This window comes from Streptomyces sp. NPDC056479 (genome assembly GCF_042795335.1).
GTDB lineage: Bacteria > Actinomycetota > Actinomycetes > Streptomycetales > Streptomycetaceae > Streptomyces.
The window spans coordinates 17,022-37,046 of record NZ_JBHTRZ010000006.1 but is presented as its reverse complement, the minus strand read 5'-3'; the positions used below and the strand labels follow the sequence as shown (position 1 = coordinate 37,046).

Sequence of the window (20,025 nt, the reverse complement as noted above, 5' to 3'; positions counted from 1 at the left end):
GCGCGGCGCCCGTCACCAGGTGAACCCGTCGTTCACCTTCATGCACGCGTCGGTGTCGGAGGCGTTCAGCGCTTCCGCCGTGTCAGGCGTCTTGTCGTCCTGCTTCGGCGCCTTGTACGCCGAGCCCTCCCGCCAGTCGGCGCCGACGACGAGCGTGACGCCGGAGACGTCCGTGGTCTTCTCCACGGCACTGGTCGGGATGCCGAGGGCCTTGGCGACCCGCTGGGCGTCGCCTTCGAGATCGGCGCTCGGGTAGCGGACGAGGGTCGTGTCCGCGATCGGTGCCGTCGAGGAGTCCGCCAACGCCTGCGTGAAGCCCTTGTCGACGAGCAGCCCGGCGACGGTGGTCGCGCGGCCCTGGGCCGGGGCGAGGACGTCGGTGCGGGTACCGTTCTGCACCTGGACGGCGATCTCGCCGTCCGCCGCGGCCGGGTCGGTGGACGCCTTCTCCTCGGTGGCCTTCTTCTTGTCCTTGCCGTCGAGGGCGATGTCCTCACGCACCAGCCGGAACAGCTTGGCGGCGTCGTCGGTGGGCTCGACGCGCGAACCGACGTACCGGTTGGGCATCGTCGTCATGGTGATGCGCGAGGTCGGCACCTTCTTGAGCTCGCCGGCCAGGTCGTACAGCTTCGCGACCGTGCCCAGGCCCGGGTCGACGGTGAGCGCGTTGGTGGCGGCCTCGGCGAGGGCACGCAGCTTGCCCGGGTTGCTCAGCTTGGCGTTCTTGCGCAGCTCGCGGACCATCGAGTTCATGTACTGGTGCTGCGCCTTGGCGCGGGCCAGGTCGCTGCCGTCCTCGAAGCCGTACCGCGTGCGCAGCCACTGCAGGGCCTGCTCGCCCTTGACGTACGTCGTGCCCTTCTCCAGTTTCAGCCCGGAGCCGTGGCCCTGGCTGTCCTTGGAGTGGATGTTCTTGTCGACGCAGACCGGGACACCGCCGATCGCGTCCGCCATCGACACCACACCCGAGAAGTCGATCATCATGAAGTGGTCGATGTGGATGTCGGTGAGCTTCTCCCATGTGGCCACCGTGCACCCCGGCCCGCCGCGGCCCAGCGACTGGTTCGTCATCGCGCGCTCACGGGCCTCGTAGGCGTCTCCGCTGTCCGGGTCCGTGCACTTGGGGATGTCCACCAGAGTGTCGCGGGGCATGCTCACGACCGACATGTTGCTGCGGTCGGCGGAGACATGGAGCAGCATCTGGACGTCGGCGAGCGGTGTGCCGCCGAATGTCTCCTTGGCGCCGCCGAGTTTCTGGTTCGCCTCGGTGTCCCGCGCGTCCGAGCCGATCAGCAGGATGTTCAGCGGCGTCTGACCGGCCGCGTTCGCCTCGGTCTCGGCGGCGCGGTCCTTCGCGTCGCCGATGTTGAGGTCGTCCTTCCTCAGATTGCCGTTGAGGTGCTGGTAGTAGAGATACCCGGCACCCGCGGTGCCCAGTATCACCACCGCCAGAATCGTCGCCGACCAGCGCAGCACCCGCCGTCTGCGGGGCCTGCCGTCGGTTCCCCGGCCGCCCCGGGAACCCCCGCCACCGTGCCGGCCGTGGTCGGCCGGCGTGTCCTGGTCGGCCCGCGGGGTGAGCGACATGGTGTCGTCCACCGCGGGGGCCTCCCCTCGCACACTGCTCTGCGCCAACTCTTCGCCCTTCCCCACCCTTTGCCCGACACGGCCGCGCTCCGCGGGTCGGACCTCCCTGTCCGGTGCGGAGCGAACCATGGCAGACCACCCTGTCCGACACCGGTTCGCAACCTGTCAGACCTCTGTGGGTCCGACCCGGGTTGGCCAGGCATCGGCAAAATCCGCGCCAGGTACGGCCGCGTGGAGCGTCCGGCCAACGCCGGCTGACACGACCGTGTCGTGTGTCAGACCAACGAGCGACGGGGACAGTTGCGTTCCTCGCCCCAATTTCCGTACGCCGGACTCCGTGCCCCCACCCGGAGCGCGTACCGGAACGGGCCCGCCCCACCCCAAGGGGGCGGTGGGACAGGCCCGTTGAGCCGCTACCGGCCGGTTACTTCGCGCACTCGACCTTGTCCGCCGTGGACTTCTCCACGTCGGGCGCCTTCGTCGGAGCGGTGAGGGACACGCCCGCGCCCTTGAAGTCCTTGCCCAGGGTCAGGGTCATCGTGGGCAGGCCCTGCGAGTTGGTCACGCTCTTGCCGGGCTTCATCGCGGACCCGGAGAGCCCCATGATGTCGGCGAGCCGGCGTGCCTGGTCCGCCTGGTCGGGCGCGTACTCCAGCGTCGTCTTCGCGAGCGTCGCCGGGGCGTTGCCCGCGTTCTCGGACTTGGTCACGTTCTCCTCGGTCTGCAGCCAGGCGAGGGTCTCCTGGGCGCTGCCGGCCGGCGCACCGCCGTTCATGACCTGCACCCGCACCTCGGAGGCGTCGGACTTGGTGCCCTTGAGACGGGCGGCCACGGCGGCGGCCTCCTTCTGCTTCTGCTGCTTGACCGCGGTGAAGGAGACATCGTTCTGGATCGCCTCGAAGACCTCGGGCGCCGTCGTCTCGTTGAGCACGACGGTCGTCTTCACCTTCTCCGCCGGGTTGTCGATCACCGGAACCGTCGTGAACGTCAGGTTCTTGGTGTTGAGCTTGCCCAGCTCCAGGCCGAGATCCTTCAGCTTGTCGATGGTGTCGAGCTGGGAGTCGACGGTCAGCGCCTTCGTGCCCGCCTCGGCCAGCTTGATCATCTTGGTCGGGCTGGAGAGCGTGTCGTTCGACTTCAGCTTGCGCATCAGAGCGCTGAGGAACTGCTGCTGGAGTCCGATCCGGCTCAGGTCACCGCCGAAGCCGACCGAGTGCCGGGTGCGGACGAAGGCCAGCGCGTCCTCGCCCTCGATCGTGTGCTTGCCCTTGGTGAGGTTGAGCTTGGAGTCGGAGTCGTTGATGTCCTTGGCCAGACACACCTCGACGCCGCCGACGGCCGTGGTCAGCGTCTTCACCGCGTTGAAGTCGGCCACCATGAAGTTGTCCGGCTTGATCCCGGTCAGCTCGGTGACGGTGCGGGCGGTGCAGCTGGGCGTACGGTCTTCCTGGCCCAGGCTGGTGTTGAAGCGGACGCCGGTCTCGCCCGGGATGACCTTCTCGGAGCCGTCCTCCTGTGTGGTCGGGCAGTCCGGGATGTCGACGATCAGGTCACGCGGGATGCTCAGCGCCGTCGCGTTCGAGCGGTCCTTGGAGACGTGCAGCAGGATCGTGGTGTCGGCGTGCCCCGCGCTGCCCGAGTCGCCGTACTTCTCGTTGCCCGCGCCGGTGCGCTTGTCCGTGCCGATGAGCAGGATGTTGATGGCCTTGTCCTTGCTGAAGCCACCGGTGCTCGCGCCGTCGTCGGAGACGGACTGGATGTTGTCGTTGAGATGCTCGATGTAGAGATACACACCGGCCGCGGCGGCGACCACCACGAACGCCATTATTCCGCCGGTCCAGAGCACGGCCTTCTTCGCCTTGCTCTTCTTCACCGGCCGGCGACCGCGCCGCCCCGGCGGCGGCTCCTCCGGCGCCCCCCTGCGCCTGCGCTGCGGCGGGACCTCACGGCCCGGCGCCTGGCGCGTCTCGCGCCCCGGGGCCGCGCTCCGATTGCGTGCCGCACCACCGCCGGTATTTGCACCCGCTCCGCCGGCGCCTCCGGCGCCCTTGGTCGCGGTACCGGCCGATCTTGCGGCGGCACCTGCGCGGGAAGCGGCTCTACGGGGTCCCGGGACCGGTGACTGCGGAGAGGAATTACCCAGTCGCAGTTCGTATTCACCGGTGTTCGGATTGAGCACCCACTGGTCTGCGGGATCGATATCGTCCGCCCGCCCACGGCCTTGCGCGTCCACGGTTGTCTAAATCCTCCGTCGGGGCCACGCGGCGCCTACCCCTCCAAGGCGCTCGGGTCTCGGTCAAACAGTGCGCAAGCCTAACTACGGCAGGGAGCACCGGATCGCTCACACTATCCGCCCAGTTCAGCGTCAAGCGACGACGGTGACAAATTCCACGTCCCTACAACTGGGCAATCCGCCTCATATCTTTGAACTGAGGTTCGCCGACTTGGTGAGCGCTTTACCCGCAGGGGTTCTCGGCGGCCGTACTGCCGCGGAAAGTGGGTGCCGGGGGAGTGGGGTCGGCGGGGTCGTGGGGCCGCTCGAGGGAGGTCTTCCCGTCCCCGTCATGGGAACGCGTGTACGAGAAATCGAGAATTGGCCCATGGTGCATTTCGGACGAATCCACGACTTCCACCGGGGTGTCGGTGCGCAGCCGCTGAAAGAGCCGCTTGGCCGCGGGCTCGACGAGCTGGTCGCGATTGGCGTTGTAGACGTACGACTCTCTGGGGACCGTGAGGAATTGCACGCGTTCGGTGGGGATGTCGCGCACTCCTCGCGCGAGTTCGTACAAACCGCGCAAGCTGGCCAGGGCGGGGTCGGTGGTGAGCGAGGACGTGGCGGCGTCCAGGACCGGATAGAGCCTGACCGGGTTGAGCAGTACGTCGTTGCTCTGCACCTTGTGCACCAGTGCGGCGAGGAAGCGCTGCTGGCGGTCCATGCGGTCGGTGTCGCTGCCGTTGCCGAGGGACTTGCGGGCGCGGACGTATCCGAGGGCCTGTTCGCCGTTGAGGGTCACTTTTCCGGCCGGGAGCCTCAGTTTGGCGGCCTTGTCGTTGATGGGCTTCGTGAGGCAGATCTCCACGCCGTCGAGGGCGTCGACCATCTCCTTGAAGCCGTTGAAGTCGATGACCATGTGGTGGTCCATGCGGATGTTCGTGAGCCGTTCCACGGTGCGGACGGTGCAGGCCGAACCGCCGACCTGGAAGGCGTAGTTGAACATCGCGAACATGGGTTTGCTGCGGGAGCCGCCGGGGCGGCGGCAGCCGGGGACGTCGACCATGAGGTCGCGGGGTATGGAGACGGCGGTGGCGCTGCGGCGGCCGGAGGAGAGGTGCAGCAGGATGGCGGTGTCCGAGCGCTCGGTGCCGGAGTCCTTGCCGTAGCGGCGGTTCTTGGTGCCGGCTCGGGAGTCCGAGCCGATGACGAGTATGTTCTGGGCGCCGCGTACGAGTGAGGTGGGGCGCTCCTTCTCGTACCGGGCGAGTTCCGCGGCGGCGGCCTCGTCCGGGGTGATGTTGGAGTTGAGCTTGGCGTACACGGCCCAGCCGACACCGCCGGCGACGACGACCAGAGCGCCGGCCCCCACGACCCCCCGCTTCACCCATCGCCGCACCGACCCCTTCCTACTGGCCGACGCCCCCCGGCGCGCACGTGCGGTGTAGGTCACGGCTGGGTCCACCCCTCATGGCGTACTGCTGCGTGTGGTGTGGGCTGCTCTTACGACCATGGCGCGGATGGGGGGTGGGGGGTGGGTGGTGGTGGGCTGAATGGGTGACGTGTGCCTCCGGCGGTTGGGGGGCGATGCCTGCGGCGCCTGTGCGGGTTCGGTGGGGGTGCGGGTAGCGCCTGCGGGTGGGGTGGGTGGGTCGGGGCCGTGCCGGGGGGTGTCCGTCCTCGGTCGGGCGGTTGCCGTTGGGCAGGGTGGTGGCGTTTGTTGACGCCCGCCGCTGCGGGCGGACACCCCCCGGCACGGCCCCTTGCCGCCGTACGCGACTGCCGGCCCGGTGGGGGCAGCCCGCCGCCTATGAGCTGCTACGGCGACTTTCGGCGCCGGGGTGCGTCATTCAGCCCGTCCGGCGTTTGAGGACGAGGCCCCTTCAGGGCCGATGGGGGTCCAGGGGGCGGAGCCCCCTGGTGGGGTCGAAGGGGCGAAGCCCCTGGGGATGGGACGGGTAGGGGCGGCGGGGGCGAAACCCTCGTGCGGGGCGCCGAGGGGCCTACCTCGCCGTCGCCGTCACCCGTTCCGTCTCGATCCGCTTGGCCAGGGATTCCTCGGCCAGCGCGTCGACGTTGCGGCACAGAACCACCGAGCCCCCGGTAGCCAGCGCAGCGAACAGGCCGGCATTGAGGCCCTCCCACGTGTCGTAGGGCAGGACGGAGAGAATCCGCGCCCCGGGACCCGTGAGACCCAGCCCCGGAGCCTCCGCCCGCGCGCGCTCGACCAGTTCGGCGGCGCTGAACTCACGACCGGCCACGATCAGCGCAGGATCCTCGGGATCGACGGGGGCGTACGGCGCGAAGCGGTCACCCTGGCTGGGGACCTCGACCGCGTAGTCGGCGAAGCCGGCCGGCGGCTGCGGGAAGCGCCCACCCAGCGGCCGTAGAGCCAACGCCACCCGCTCACCCCGGCACGCCCGCGCGGCCTCCAGGCTCTCCGGCCCGCTCACGACCACGTCGGCCGTCGCCGGATCCCCGCCCACGTCCGCGACCGTCCCCACCGACGAACACGCCAGCAGCCACACCGCCGTCTGCCAGTGCGCCGGCAGCAGCAGCGTGACCCGGTCACCCGGCCCGGCCCCGAGGTCGCCCTGGAGCAGATTCGCGGTCTTGGCCACCCAATTGGCGAAGGTGGCCACGGACAATTCGACGCGTTCCCCGGTGGCGTCGTCGTAGAAGGTCACCAGGGGGCGTCCGGCATCCGCGGCGAGCGCGGAACGCAGCAGGTCGGCAGGGGTGCGATCGGTGGCGTTCACCCGCGCAAGGGTACGCGCAGGCGCGGACGCGGAGCCCTCTGCGGGTTGCCCGACGGCCACCGGTTCGGCGGAATCACAGGCCGACGCACCGTCAGTTCCCCAATGGACAGGTATGTATGACTATGTCCAACATCAGGAGCATGCGTGGATTCCTTGCTTCCTCGATCGGTGTCACGTGTGCGGCCGCTCTAGCGCTGCCGCTCACCCCACCCGCCGTCGCGGCACCCGCGAGAGCGGCACTCGGAGCGGAAGCCGCCACGAGCGCGACGGTGGCCGCCGGTCCGGCGATGCGGCGTGCCGGCGTCGAGCCGGACGTCCCCGGCAGCACCCAGTCGCTGCCCCTCACCCCCCTCACCCGCGACCGAGCCACCGGCACCCCCGCCCCCGCCCCCGGCGAACAGGGGCTGTCCCGCAGGGACGTGCCGTCCTTCTCCCTCGTCGGCGTCATCTGGGACGACGCGGACACCGAACTGCACGGCCGCGTCCAGGTCCGCACCCGCGCGGTCGCCGGCGGCAGATGGTCCGGCTGGCAGGACGTGGAGACGCACAACGCCGAACACGCCCCCGACCCGGACACCGCCGAGCGCGCCTCGGGCGGGGTGCGCGGCTCCACGGCGCCCTTGTGGGTCGGGGAGTCGGACGGCGTGGACGTGCGGGTCACGCCGGAGACCGCCGAGCCCGGGCCCGAGGAGGGCCCAATGGGCGGTGACGACACGGCGGTCGACCCCACGGCCATCACCCCGCTGCCCGCCGGCCTCCGTCTCGAACTCGTCGACCCCGGCGAGCCCGCCCCCGCGCAGAGCGATCCCGGCCCCCGCCCCGGCTCACTGACCCCCGGTACCACCGGATCCGCCGGCCGGGCCGAGGCCCTCGCCGCCGCGGCCGCCAACGCCGAACTCGCGCCCCTCGGTGCCGCCGAGATCCCTGAACTCGGACGCGTCGAGACCGAGCGGGAGCTGCTGGCCCTGCGTGGCAGCGAGTTGACCGAGGCGCAGCGGGCGAAGCCGTACATCGGGCCGCGGCCGCGCATCGTCACACGACGCGGCTGGGGCGCGAACGAGACGTGGCGGGAGAAGAGGTTCGCCTACACGAGGAAGGTGAAGGCGGCCTTCGTGCACCACACGGCGTCGGGCGGCACCTACTGGTGCACGCAGGCTCCCTCGCTCATTCGCGGTATCTACCGCTACCACGTCAAGAGCATGCGCTGGCGCGACCTCGGCTACAACTTCCTCGTCGACAAGTGCGGAAACATCTACGAGGGCCGAGCCGGGGGAGTGGCGAAGCCGGTGCTGGGCGCGCACACGCTCGGTTTCAACTCCGACAGCATGGGGATCGCCGTCCTCGGCAGCTACGGCTCGAGAAAGCCGACCATCGCCGCGGTGCGGGCCATCGCCCGGCTCACGGCCTGGAAACTGGGGCTCTACGGCGCCAATCCGCGCGGAAAGACATATCTGAAGTCCGGCGGTGGCAATCTCTACCGAAAGGGAAAGAACGTACGACTGAACGTGATCTCCGGCCATCGGGACGGCTTCTCCACGGCGTGCCCCGGACTGCAGCTCTATCGCAAGCTCGGCTCGGCCCGCGCCTCGGCGGCCCGCCTCCAGGGGCGTTGAGACAGGGAGCGCGCGGGAGTGCGGTGGGGCGCACAAGGCGTGGGCTGTCCAGCGCGGGTGCGCGGGTGGGCCGCCCGCGCTGGACGTACGGGGTGTTTTCAGGGATATATGGGGGCTCGTGGGGGGACCTCCGGGGGGCTTGAGGTCGTATTCACCGCTGTCGGGGGACAAGAGGCGGAATACCGCACTGCCGTCGAGGGCGCCGCACAACGGTCTGCATACACTGGCCGGCCGAAAGACAGTTCGGCCGGTCCCGGCAGGAAGCAGAGACGACAGGTGACAGAAGCGATCCTCCTGGTCGGCGGCAAGGGCACTCGGCTGCGTCCGCTCACCGTGCACACGCCGAAGCCCATGGTCCGGGCGGCCGGGGTCCCGTTCCTCACGCACCAGTTGGCGAGAGCGAGAGCGGCGGGCGTCGAGCACATCGTCCTGGCGACGTCCTATCTGGCCGAGGTCTTCGAACCGTACTTCGGCGACGGCTCGGCGCTGGGCCTGCACCTGGAGTACGTCACGGAGGAGGAGCCCCTCGGCACGGGCGGCGCGATCCGCAACGTGGCGTCCCGGCTTCACTCCGGGCCCGAGGACCCGGTGCTCATCTTCAACGGCGACATCCTGACGGGCCTGGACATCAGGGCCCTGGTCCGTACGCACGAGACGACGGGCGCGGACGTCTCCCTCCACCTCACCCAGGTGACGGACCCGAGGGCGTACGGCCTGGTCCCGACGGACGACACGGGCCGGGTGACGGCGTTTCTGGAGAAGCCGCAGACCCCCGAGGAGATCGTCACCGACCAGATCAACGCGGGGGCTTACGTCTTCCGGCGCTCGGTCATCGACACGATCCCGGCGGGCCGCCCTGTCTCCGTGGAGCGCGAGACCTTCCCTGACCTGCTGTCGGCCGGGGCGCACCTTCAGGGCATGGTCGACTCGACGTACTGGCTCGACCTGGGCACACCGGCTGCCTTCGTCCGCGGCTCGGCGGACCTCGTCCTGGGCCGGGCCCCGTCCCCCGCGGTCCCCGGCCGCTGCGGCGACCGCCTGATCCTCCCCACGGCCAGCGTCGCCCCCGATGCCAAGCTGACCGGCGGCACGGTGGTGGGCGAGGGCGCGTTCGTGGCCGAGGGGGCGCGCGTCTTCGGCAGCACGATCCTCCCGGGCGCCGTCATCGAGCCCGGCGCGATCATCACCGACTCCCTCATAGGCACCCGGGCCCGCGTGGGCGAACGCTCCGTCCTCACCGGCACGGTCATCGGCGACGGCGCGGTGATCGGCCCGGACAACGAGCTGAGGGAGGGCGCGCGGGTGTGGTGCGACGCGCGGATACCGGCGGGGGCGGTGCGGTTCTCGCCGGATCTGTAGCGGTCGATGCCCGCGGTGTGTGTTGGGGTCGGGGCCGTGCCGCCGTACGCGGGTGCCGGCCCGGTGGGGCAGCCCGCCTACGGCGACTCTCCGTGCCGGTCGGCTTCTTTCAGCCCGTCCGGCGTTTGAGGACGAGGCCCTTTCAGGGCCGATGGGGGTCCAGGGGGCGGAGCCCCCTGGTGGGGTCGAAGGGGCGAAGCCCCTGGGGATGGGACGGGTAGGGGCGGCGGGGGCGAAAACCGGCGAAAACCCTTGGGGGCAACCACAGCAAGCCACCGAAAATCACAACCGCCCGATATCCCCCCGAGGCATCCGCGGCGCCCGCCGCCCCGGCACCCGCCCGCTCAACAGAATCAACCGAGCCGCCCGATGCCGCTGCCCGGCATACGGCTCCAACAACTCCAGCATCACGGAGTCATCCGCATCCCGATCCCCGGCAAGCGCGAACCCCACGATCCCCGGCAGATGCAGATCCCCCACGGTCACCGCATCCGGCGCCCCATGACTACGCTGCACCACCTCGGCCGACGTCCACGGCCCGACCCCCGGCACGACCTCCAACCGGGCCTGCGCCAGAGCCGGAGTCATCCGCGTCGCCTCCTCCATCCGCGCAGCGACCCGTACGGCCCGCAGGATCGTCGACGCCCGCTTGTTGTCGACCCCGGCCCGATGCCACTCCCAGGACGGAATCAGCGCCCAGGTCCGCGCATCCGGAATCACACACATCCGCCCGGGCGCGGGCCCCGGAGCAGGCTCGCCGTACTTCCGTACCAGCAACCGCCACGCCCGATACGCCTCATCGGTGGTGACCTTCTGCTCCAGAATCGACGGAATCAACGACTCCATCACCAGCCCGGTCCGCGTCAGCCGAAGCCCCGGCCGCCGATGCCGGGCCATCGCCACCACCCGGTGCCGCGGCACGAACACGGACGGATCGTCGGCGGCCCCGAGCAACTCCGGCAACTGCTCCAGCAGCCACTCGGCCCCCGGCCCCCAGGCCTCGCCCCGCACCTCGGTCCCACGCGCACCGACCCGCAGCGTCCCGGGCCCGGCAGGGGTACGGCTGGCCCGCCATACGGACCCGTCCGGCATCGCCCGGAACGTCGGATCACCCGGCCCGCGCCGCAAGGGCCCCAGCACCAGCCCGAGGTCGAGCGGCCCGTCCGGCACCCAGGTGCGCACGCGGGCGGGCGCCGGGGCCTGCCGCGGTATCCCGCCGGGCACGGCGACATGCCCACCGCGCACGGTCGTACGCGTGGGCCGCGGAGTGAAACGTCCTGCCACGGAGGGGACCTCGATCGAGGTGGGGTACAGAAGGGGCTCTACGAGCGTATGGGCTCGGCGGGGTCCGTCGGCACTCCTCAGCGCACCTCGATGAAAGCCCCCGCATCCCGCTCCGGTCGAGCCCGCGGCTCCTCCGCCGGATGACCGACCGCAACCGCCCCCATCGGATCCCACTCCTGCGGAAGCCCGAGCACCTCGCGCACCACATCCCGGCAGAACATCGTCGACGACACCCACGCCGAGCCCAGCCGCTCCCCGGCCAGCGCGACCAGGAAGTTCTGCACCCCGGCCCCGGTGGCGACGACGAACATCTCCCGCTCGGCACCGTCCCGCCGCGCGTCCCCGTAGGTGTGTGAGCCGTCCATGACCAGGCACGGCACCACCAGATACGGCGCGTTCCGCAGTACGTCCCCGCGCCGCACCCGCTTGGCGATGGACTCCTCGCCCTTGCCGTCCCGCCGCAGATCGGCGATCCAGGCATCCCGCATGGCGTCGAGCAGCCGCGTCCGGGACTCCTGCGACTCCAGCAGCACGAAACGCCACGGTGTGGTGTGGTGCGGCGCCGGCGCGGTGACCGCCGCCGCGACCGCTCTTCGTACGGCCCCGGGGTCGACGGGCTCGTCCGTGAACGCCCGTACCGTACGGCGCTGGGTCACCGCCTCCCGTACCGCCTCGGAGGTGCCCAGCCGGAACATGTCGTCGCGCGCGACGCGCACCAGGGCCCGCGCACCCTCCCCGTGGTCCGCGATCACCGTGTGCGCCAGCCCGCGCACCACGGCGACGGGCAGACCGGCCGCCTTGCCCTTCACGAGGTCACCGGCGGCGGCGAGTTCGTCGGCCGTCGCCACGACGGTCGCGCTGAGCGGATTGCCGTGCGCGTCCGCGCCCCCGCGCAGATCGTCGAGTACGTGGATGCCCGCGGCCCCGATCGCGACGTCGGTGAGCCCAGCGCGCCACGGGCGCCCGAAAGTGTCGGTGACGACGACCCCGACGTCGACGCCCAGGGCGTCCCGCAGCCCGTCGCGGATCGCCCGCGCGGATGCGTCCGGGTCCTCGGGCAGCAACAGCACGGTCCCCGCGGGGGTGTTGGAGGCGTCGACCCCGGCCGCGGCCATCACCAGACCCTGCCGGTTCTCGACGATCCGCAGCGGGCCGCGGCGCGCCACGACCCGGACGGTCTCCGCGTCGATGGCGGCCTCCCGGTCCTCGGCCTCGACGACGCGTCCCTCCGCCTTGGAGACGATCTTCGAGGTGACCAGGAGCACGTCCCCGTCGGCGAGGCCGGGTTCCGCGGTGGCGATCAGCTTCGCGAGGTCGTCGCCCTGCTGGACCTCGGGGATCCCGGAGACGGCCCAGACCCGGTAGCCGTCGGCAGACACCTCGCTCAAGACGTCCGCACCTCCTCGGCCAGCGCCAGCGCCTCGCGGGCCATCTGCGCGGAGGCGTCGAGGTCGGTCATCATCAGCGGTACGGCCCGGCAGCGGATCCCGGCCGTCTCGACCCGCTCGACGACGCCCGCGTCCACGGTGTCGACCAGCCAGCCGTCGAGGAGTCCCGAGCCGTAGTGCTCGGCGACCGCCGCCGCCGTCGATTCCACGCCGACCGCCGCGAGCACCTTGTCGGCCATCCCGCGCACGGGCGCGTCCCCGACGATGGGGGACAGACCGACGACCGGCACGCCCGCGTCGGCGATCGCCTCACGGATGCCGGGCACGGCGAGGATCGTGCCGACCGAGACGACCGGGTTGGACGGCGGGAAGAGGATGACGTCCGCCTCGGAGATCGCCTCCAGGACGCCCGGCGCCGGCTTGGCCTGATCGGCCCCGACCGGCACGATCGCCTCGGCCGGCACCTGGGCCCGCAGCCGTACCCAGTACTCCTGGAAGTGGACGGCCCTGCGCTCGCCGTCCTCCTCGACCGCGACGTGCGTCTCTACGCGGTCGTCGGTCATGGGGATCAGACGGACGCCCGGCTTCCACCGGTCGCACAGCGCCTCGGTCACCGCGCTCAGCGGATATCCGGCGCCGATCATCTGGGTCCGCACGATGTGCGTGGCGAAGTCGCGGTCGCCGAGCCCGAACCACTCGGGTCCCACGCCGTACGCCGCGAGCTCCTCCTTGAGGTGGAAGGTCTCGTCGGACCGGCCCCAGCCCTGTTCCTCGTTGATACCGCCGCCGAGCGTGTACATCACCGTGTCGAGGTCCGGGCAGACCTTCAGCCCGAAGAGGTGGATGTCGTCCCCGGTGTTGCCGATGACCGTGATGTCCGCGTCCGGCACGGCCCGCTTCAGACCACGCAGGAACCGGGCACCACCGATGCCGCCTGCCAGAACCACAATGCGCATGGGCCCAAGTCTTGCAGGCGGGTACGACAACGCGTCAGGCAGTCACAGGACGCGGCTCGACTCGGGCCTCGCAGGCGGAGGCGGTGTGCATCGGCATCTCGGTCAGACCCGGGTAGTACACGTGCAGGCTCACCGCCGGATCCAGCGTGTCGTTCACCACGTCGTGCGCGTAGCCCGGCGCGAACACCCGCTGCGCACCGGCAGTCAAGGTGCGCGTGTCGCGCTCCGTGCGCTCGGTCAGCGTGCCGTCCAGGACGGTCAGCACGCCGGAGGAGCGGCCGTGGTCATGCAGTCCGCTGCTCTGTCCGGGGACCCAGGACAGCAGCCACACCTCGTAGCCGGGGCCGGTGTGCAGCCGGTGGTACCAGCGCGTGGTCGCGTCGTAGCGGACGAGGTGCTCCCACTGCGACCGGTCGGCGGCGATGGAGCGGGCCAGGCCGACGAACTCGGCGACGGTGGCCGGGTGCTCGCGCGGTGCCTGGAGGAGGTGCGGGACTTCGAGGATGTCGCCGGCGATCTGGAGGTCGCTGTCGCTGTTCATGGGGTGGGTGGTTCCTCAGTGAAGGAAGGTCAGAGGGAACGGCAGCCGAGGGACGGGAGACTCGGCCTACAGCTGGAGCAGGTGTGGCTCAACAGCTGGGACAGCAACAGCTACAGCGAGCGCGGGCAGCACCGTGGGACCCGGCGGTGCGGGTCGAGGTGAGTGCCGAGTTCGCGAGCATGCCCACAAGCACACCGGTTTGCACCTCGGACTGTCAACTCGGCGCCCGTTATGTGGGACATGTTTCACCTCATCCGGTTCATCTCCGTGGCGAAAGGTTTGTTCATGGGGTGGCCGGGACACATGGCGCACCACCGGGCGCATGGGCGTCGTTGTGATCCTGTGATCCGACTGTGATCCGGTTCGCTTCTGCGTGTGTGTGCAACGAGATCGAACTTCTGGGCGTCCTTTTCCGTACAGGCACTGCGCGGGGCGGGGCACTCTCCCGGGTCTCGTCTGCGTGTCAAGGTTTATCCCGATTTGAACACTTTCCGCTAGGCCTTGGTTCCGCAGAGTGAATAAGGGGCTCAATAGCAGATCTCGGCTTGACTCGCCCGGAGCAGCACACTTGTAATTTCACTCGTGTCGTTCAGCCGAAATCGGTAACGGCTACATCACGGGGACGCGAAAGACAGACGAGGGGCGCACATGACCGAGCTGGTGCAGCAACTGCTGGTCGACGACGCGGACGAGGAACTCGGCTGGCAGGAGCGCGCGCTGTGCGCCCAGACCGACCCCGAGTCCTTCTTCCCCGAGAAGGGCGGCTCCACCCGCGAGGCCAAGAAGGTCTGCCTCGCCTGTGAGGTCCGCTCCGAGTGCCTCGAGTACGCCCTCGCCAACGACGAGCGCTTCGGCATCTGGGGCGGCCTGTCCGAACGCGAGCGCCGCCGGCTGAAGAAGGCGGCCGTCTGACCGCAGCACCGGCCGTCCGGCCGTCGCGGGCCGAGCCGCAGGACCGAGCGGCGAGGTCGGAGCGCACGGAGCCGCACGGACGCAACCGCACATACATACGTCTCGAACAGGTCTCGAACGGCCCGTCGCGGGTGGGTTATCCACAGGCGGCGGGCCGCCGTGATGCCCAGCCGATAGTGTGGTCGCTCGTCCGAGACGCCCCGCTGCCCCCTGGGGGCACAGGCGTCCACCGCAGTCCACCGAACCGGGGCCCGTACCTCGATGTCCGTGCACAGCCACACGGCAGCCCAGCACGACTCCGCTGCCACACCTGAGTTCCCGCGTCATGTGGTGACGGCGGTGCTCGTCTCCCACGACGGCGCCCGCTGGCTGCCCGACGTGCTCGCCGGGCTGCTCGGCCAGGAGCGCCCCGTCCAGTTCGCCGTCGCGGCCGACACCGGCAGCGCGGACCACTCCGCGCAGCTGGTCACCGACGCCCTCGGCGCCGACCGCGTACTGCACCTCGCCCGGCGCACCGGATTCGGCCAGGCCGTCGAGGAGGCCGGCCGCACCGCTCCCGTCCTCACCCCGGACGAGCTGCCGTATCTGAAGCGGCCCAGCGGCTGGGACCCCGTCACGCGCACATGGCGCGACGACGCCTACGACATGCCCGAACTCCCCCACGGGGAACCGGTGCAGTGGCTGTGGCTCCTGCACGACGACTGCGCCCCCGAACCCGACGCCCTGGCCCAGCTGCTGCGCGTCGTGGAGAACGAGTACGAGCTGGGGCGGGACGATGTCGCCGTGGTGGGCCCGAAGCTCCGCGGCTGGTACGACCGCCGCCAGCTCCTCGAGGTCGGCGTCACCATCGCCCACTCCGGCCGCCGCTGGACCGGCCTGGACCGCCGCGAACAGGACCAGGGCCAGCACGACCACGTGCGGTCCGTGCTGTCCGTCTCCACCGCCGGCATGCTGATCCGGCGCGACATCTTCGAACAGCTCGGCGGCTTCGACCGGCGGCTTCCCCTCATGCGCGACGACGTCGACCTGTGCTGGCGCGCCACCGCCGCCGGCCACCGGGTCCTCGTCGCCCCCGAGGCGGTCGTACGACACGCCGAGGCGTCCTCCCGAGAGCGCCGCACCGTCGACTGCGTGGGCCGCACCTCCGCCTCCCCGCACAAGGTCGACAAGGCGGGCGCCGTCTACACCCTCCTCGTCAACACCCGGACCGCCGTGCTGCCCTGGGTGCTGCTGCGCCTGGTGTTCGGCACGGTCCTGCGGACGCTCGCCTACCTCGTGGGCAAGGTCCCCGGCCAGGCCCTCGACGAGATCCGCGGACTCATGGGCACCCTGCTGCGCCCCGAGCGGATCATCGCCGGACGGCGCAGGCGCGGGAGTCCCGTGATCGACAAGGGCGAGCTGCGGGCGCTGTTCCCGCCGCCCGGCGCGACCGTGCGGGCCACCGTCGAACAGGTCGCGAGCAGCCTCGTCGGCCGCTCCGACCCCGAGGTGGCCTCCGGCGCGGGACGGCACGGCAGCGCGATCGAGTCCGGACCCGGCGGCGACGACGCCGACTTCCTGGAGATAGAGCAGTTCGCGCGCGTCAAGCGCATCGCCCGCAACCCGGGCCCGATGCTCTTCCTGGTGCTGCTGTTCGTCTCGCTGATCGCCTGCCGCGAACTCCTCGGCGCCGGCGCGCTCGCGGGCGGCTCGCTGCTGCCCGCCCCGGCCGAATCCGGTGAGCTGTGGTCCCATTACCTGGACGCCTGGCACCCGGTGGGCGCCGGCGGCACCCCGGCCGCGCCGCCGTACCTCGCGATCGTGGCGATGTTCGCCTCCGTGCTGCTGGGCTCGACCGGGCTCGCGGTCACGATCCTGCTGGTCTCCTCGGTGCCGCTGGCCGGATTCACCGCCTACTTCGCCTCCCGCCCGCTCGTCGAGTCCCGCCTGCTGCGCGCCTGGGCGGCCGTCGTCTACGCCGTCCTGCCCGCCGCCACCGGCGCCCTCGCCGGCGGCCGCATCGGCACCGCCGTACTCGCCGTCCTGCTGCCGTTCATCGCCCGCGCGGGCATCGCGGCCAGCGGCCTGGCGAACGGCTCCGGTGCACGCGGCAGTTGGCGCGCGACCTGGGCGTACGCCCTGCTGCTGACGATCGCCACCGCCTTCACGCCGATCATCTGGCCGATCGCGCTGCTCCTCGGCATCGGTCTGCTGGTGGTGCGGCGCACCGACATCACCGCGTACGGCCTGCGCTTCCTGGCCCAGTTCGGCGTGCCCCTGCTGGTTCTCGCGCCCTGGTCGCTGTCGCTGCTGCCGTTCGGCTTCTTCCGCGAGGCCGGTCTGGAGTACGGCGCCTCGGCCGCGTCCGCCCTGGATCTGCTCGGCGCCAGCCCCGGCGGGCCCGGCACCGTCAGCGGGCTGATGCTCATCGGCGTCGTGCTGGCCGCGCTGGCCGCCCTGCTGCGCTCCGAGCGTCAGTTGGGCATCCTTACGGCCTGGGCGGTCGCCCTGCTGGGCTTTGTCTTCGCGGTCCTGTCCAACAGCTCCACCTGGGCCGGTCCCGCGACCCTCGTCTACGGCATCGCCCTCCTGGCCGCCGCCCTGCTCGGCGCCGACGGGGCACGCTCGCGGGTGGCCGAGCAGAGCTTCGGCTGGCGCCAGCCCGTCGCCGCGCTGATCGCGTTCGCCGCGGCAGCGGGCCCGCTTCTCGTCGCCGCCGGCTGGATGATCCGCGGCGCCGACGGGCCGCTGGAGCGGCGCGACCCCGTGCAGGTGCCCGCGTTCGTCGCCGAGGAGAGCAACACCCGCGACCAGGCGCGCACCCTGGTCCTCGACAGCGACTCCTCGGCCCACGTCGGCTACATGCTCGTCCGCGGCTCCGGTGCCCGTCTGGGCGACGCCGAACTCGCCGTGGCCGACGGGGAGAACGCCAAGCTCGACAAGATCGTCGCCAACCTCGTCGCCGGCTCCGGCGCCGACCAGGCCGACCAACTGGGCGCGTTCGCGGTGCGTTATGTCCTCGTCCACAAGGGTGCGCCGCGCGAGGTCACGCGGGTGCTGGACGCCACGCCCGGGCTGTCGCGGCTGAGCGAGCAGAACGGCAGCGCGTTGTGGCGGATCGACCGGCAGGTGTCGCGCGCGGCCATCGTCGAGGGGTCCGAGGCGGGTGCCGGTGAACCCGTGCCGGTGGCGGCCGGGCCCGTGGAGATCCACACCACGATTCCCGGTGGCTCCGACGGGCGTGTGCTGCGGCTCGCCGACAGTGCCGACGACGGGTGGACGGCCACCCTGGACGGCAGGGCGCTCACCGCGACCACCGTCGACGGCTGGGCCCAGGGCTTCGAGCTTCCCGCCGACGGCGGCAGGCTGGACGTGTCCTACGACGACCCGATCGGCCACACCGTCTGGTTGTGGGCGCAGGGCTTCCTCGCCGTCGTGCTGGTGGTGATGGCGCTGCCGGGACGTCGCCGTGACATCGACGACGATCTGCCGGAGGAACCGGCGGTCCCGGCCGAGGCCATGGCCGGTGAGGGCCGGCGGGCACGCCGGCTGCGCGCCCAGGCCGAGGCCGAGGAGGGCGGTCAGGACGGGGAGTTGCCGCCGCCTCCTGCGGAGGCGCCGGCCGCGGCGATTCCGCAGCAGACGCCCTACGGCGACTGGGACACGCCCAGTTACGCGGGTGCCGAGTACGGCGGATACAGCGCCGAGCAGTACCAGGACGGGCAGCAGTACCCGGCGGGCGGCGCCTACGACCAGGGGTACCAGGCGGATCCGTATCAGGGCGGTCAGTACGACCCGTACGCGTACGGCGAGCAGCCGCAGGCCGGGGCGTACGACCCCACGTACGACCAGAACTACCAGCAGGGTTACGACGCCGGCTACGACCCGACGCAGCAGCATCCGCACGGCAGTGAGCGTTCCGACGGGAGCCAGCAGTGAACCGCACCACCCTGTCCCTGATCGCCGGCGCCGGAGCCCTCGCGGCCGTCACCGGGTTCGCGGCGCTCTCGTCGCCGGAGGCGTCCGGGGCGAACACCGCCAGGGCGGCCGCCGCGTTGCCGGTGGAGCGTTCGAGTCTGGTGTGTCCGGCGCCGAGCAGCTCGGACCTCGCCGAGACGACGTACACCTCCTTCACGCCCGTCACCAAGGGGACGGGAAGTGACGGGAAGGCGGAGCTGCTGTCCGCCGGCAAGGAGGGCGAGGCCGAGAAGCCCGGGAAGGCCGACAAGCCTGTCCTGGAGGCCAAGGAGCCGGGGGCGCCGGTCACCGGGGATGCCTCCGGGGCCGACTCGCCCGCACTCATCGGGACCGCCGACGGGAAGTTCGCGCCGGGGTGGACCGTGCAGGAGACCACTCGGGTCGCCGTGGGTACGGGACGTGGGCTCCAGGGCGTCAACTGCACCGCGCCGGACACGGAGTTCTGGTTCCCGGGGGCCAGTACGGCTGCCGACCGGACGGACTATGTGCATCTGACGAACCCTGATGACTCCGCCGCCGTCGTCGACATCGAGCTGTACGGCAAGGACGGTGCGCTGGAGACCACGGTGGGGGAGGGGATCACGGTCCAGCCGCACTCCGGTGAGCCGATCCTCCTGTCCACGCTCACCAGCGAGAAGCAGGACAACGTGACCGTGCACGTGAGTGTGCGCAGCGGGCGGGTGGGTGCCTCGGTGCAGGCGCTGGACGACAAGCTCGGCGGGGACTGGCTGGCGGCGGCCGTCGATCCTGCGGGGAGCCTGGTGCTGCCCGGCATTCCGAAGGACGCCACGGCCGTACGGCTGGTCGTGTTCGCGCCGGGGGAGGCGGACGCCGATCTGAAGGTGCGGCTGGCCGCGCCGTCCGGGCTGATCACGCCCGCCGGCAATGAGACGTTGCATGTCAAGGCCGGGATGACCAGTGCGGTGGATCTCGGTGACGTGATGCGGGGTGAGGCCGGGTCGCTGGTGCTGACGCCCACGGATCGCTCGGTGCCGGTGGTGGCGGCATTGCGGGTGGTTCGCGGGAAGGGGGCCAAGCAGGAGACGGCGTTCATTCCGGCCGCTCGGGCGGTGGGCACACGCGCGACTGCCGTGGACAACCGGGCGAAGGGCACGACGCTGTCCGTGACGGCGCCGTTCGATACGGCGGAGGTCAAGGTGACGGCGTCGGCCGGGAGCGACGGGGGTTCGGCGGCGTCGAAGACGTACACGGTCAAGTCCGGCACCACGCAGGAAGTGGAAGTGCCGGTCCCGAGCGGGCTGAAGGGCACGTACGCCCTGACGGTGGAGACGGTGTCGGGCGGACCGGCGTACGCGTCCCGGACGCTGGCCGTGACGGAGGAAGGGGTGCCCGGGTTCACCGTGCAGACGCTGCCGGACGACCGGGGCATGGTGGCTGTGCCGGAGGCGGACGAGGACTTGTCGGTTCTGCAGAAGTAGGGCCGACCGCTCGACGCC

13 protein-coding genes are annotated in these 20,025 nt (G+C 71.2%); 5 read left to right on the top strand and 8 right to left on the bottom strand.

The features are described 5' to 3' along the window. Positions 1-12: 12 nt before the first annotated feature. The 4 genes from ACFQ6S_RS23575 to ACFQ6S_RS23560 all read right to left on the bottom strand — a co-directional run bounded on the left by ACFQ6S_RS23575 (position 13) and on the right by ACFQ6S_RS23560 (position 6,558). Positions 13-1,587, bottom strand: a complete 1,575-nt coding sequence (locus ACFQ6S_RS23575) for an LCP family protein (RefSeq protein WP_383414504.1) — start codon at positions 1,585-1,587, stop codon at positions 13-15. Positions 1,588-2,011: 424 nt separating this feature from the next. Then, positions 2,012-3,820, bottom strand: a complete 1,809-nt coding sequence (locus tag ACFQ6S_RS23570) for an LCP family protein (RefSeq protein ID WP_383413076.1) — start codon at positions 3,818-3,820, stop codon at positions 2,012-2,014. Between the two features lie 223 nt (positions 3,821-4,043). After that, entirely contained in the window at positions 4,044-5,171 is a 1,128-nt protein-coding gene (locus tag ACFQ6S_RS23565) for an LCP family protein (protein ID WP_383413073.1), read from the bottom strand. Between the two features lie 631 nt (positions 5,172-5,802). Next, entirely contained in the window at positions 5,803-6,558 is a 756-nt protein-coding gene (locus tag ACFQ6S_RS23560; protein ID WP_383413071.1) for a TIGR03089 family protein, read from the bottom strand. Positions 6,559-6,698: 140 nt separating this feature from the next. Here ACFQ6S_RS23560 and ACFQ6S_RS23555 point away from each other — a divergent pair, with 140 nt between their 5' ends. After that, entirely contained in the window at positions 6,699-8,171 is a 1,473-nt protein-coding gene (locus tag ACFQ6S_RS23555) for a peptidoglycan recognition protein (RefSeq protein WP_383413068.1), read from the top strand. A gap of 276 nt (positions 8,172-8,447) precedes the next feature. Then, a complete protein-coding gene (locus ACFQ6S_RS23550; RefSeq protein WP_383413065.1) occupies positions 8,448-9,530 on the top strand; it encodes a sugar phosphate nucleotidyltransferase in 1,083 nt (360 codons plus the stop codon). 282 nt (positions 9,531-9,812) lie between these two features. Here ACFQ6S_RS23550 and ACFQ6S_RS23545 read toward each other — a convergent pair whose 3' ends face one another. The 4 genes from ACFQ6S_RS23545 to ACFQ6S_RS23530 form a co-directional block, all read right to left on the bottom strand. Further along, positions 9,813-10,814 carry a DNA-3-methyladenine glycosylase family protein gene (locus ACFQ6S_RS23545; protein ID WP_383413062.1) on the bottom strand — a complete coding sequence of 334 codons (1,002 nt, stop codon included), beginning with the start codon at positions 10,812-10,814 and terminating at the stop codon, positions 9,813-9,815. Positions 10,815-10,891: 77 nt separating this feature from the next. Beyond that, positions 10,892-12,193: a coenzyme F420-0:L-glutamate ligase gene (locus tag ACFQ6S_RS23540; protein WP_383414502.1), complete on the bottom strand. Its 1,302-nt coding sequence runs from the start codon at positions 12,191-12,193 to the stop codon at positions 10,892-10,894. A 5-nt stretch (positions 12,194-12,198) separates the two neighbouring features. Then, a complete protein-coding gene (cofD, locus tag ACFQ6S_RS23535; RefSeq protein WP_383413059.1) occupies positions 12,199-13,158 on the bottom strand; it encodes a 2-phospho-L-lactate transferase in 960 nt (319 codons plus the stop codon). A gap of 34 nt (positions 13,159-13,192) precedes the next feature. Next, entirely contained in the window at positions 13,193-13,699 is a 507-nt protein-coding gene (locus ACFQ6S_RS23530; RefSeq protein WP_383413057.1) for a cysteine dioxygenase, read from the bottom strand. Between the two features lie 648 nt (positions 13,700-14,347). Here ACFQ6S_RS23530 and ACFQ6S_RS23525 point away from each other — a divergent pair. The 3 genes from ACFQ6S_RS23525 (at position 14,348) to ACFQ6S_RS23515 (ending at position 20,007) form a co-directional block, all read left to right on the top strand. Then, positions 14,348-14,611 (top strand): WhiB family transcriptional regulator, encoded by a 264-nt coding sequence (locus ACFQ6S_RS23525; protein WP_003975777.1) that lies wholly within the window; start codon positions 14,348-14,350, stop codon positions 14,609-14,611. A 261-nt stretch (positions 14,612-14,872) separates the two neighbouring features. Next, positions 14,873-18,529 (top strand): glycosyltransferase family 2 protein, encoded by a 3,657-nt coding sequence (locus ACFQ6S_RS23520; RefSeq protein WP_383413055.1) that lies wholly within the window; start codon positions 14,873-14,875, stop codon positions 18,527-18,529. Then, positions 18,526-20,007, top strand: coding sequence for a DUF5719 family protein (locus ACFQ6S_RS23515; RefSeq protein WP_383413052.1), 1,482 nt, complete (start codon positions 18,526-18,528; stop codon positions 20,005-20,007). Before ACFQ6S_RS23520 ends, ACFQ6S_RS23515 begins: the two co-directional genes overlap by 4 nt. Positions 20,008-20,025 lie beyond the last annotated feature (18 nt).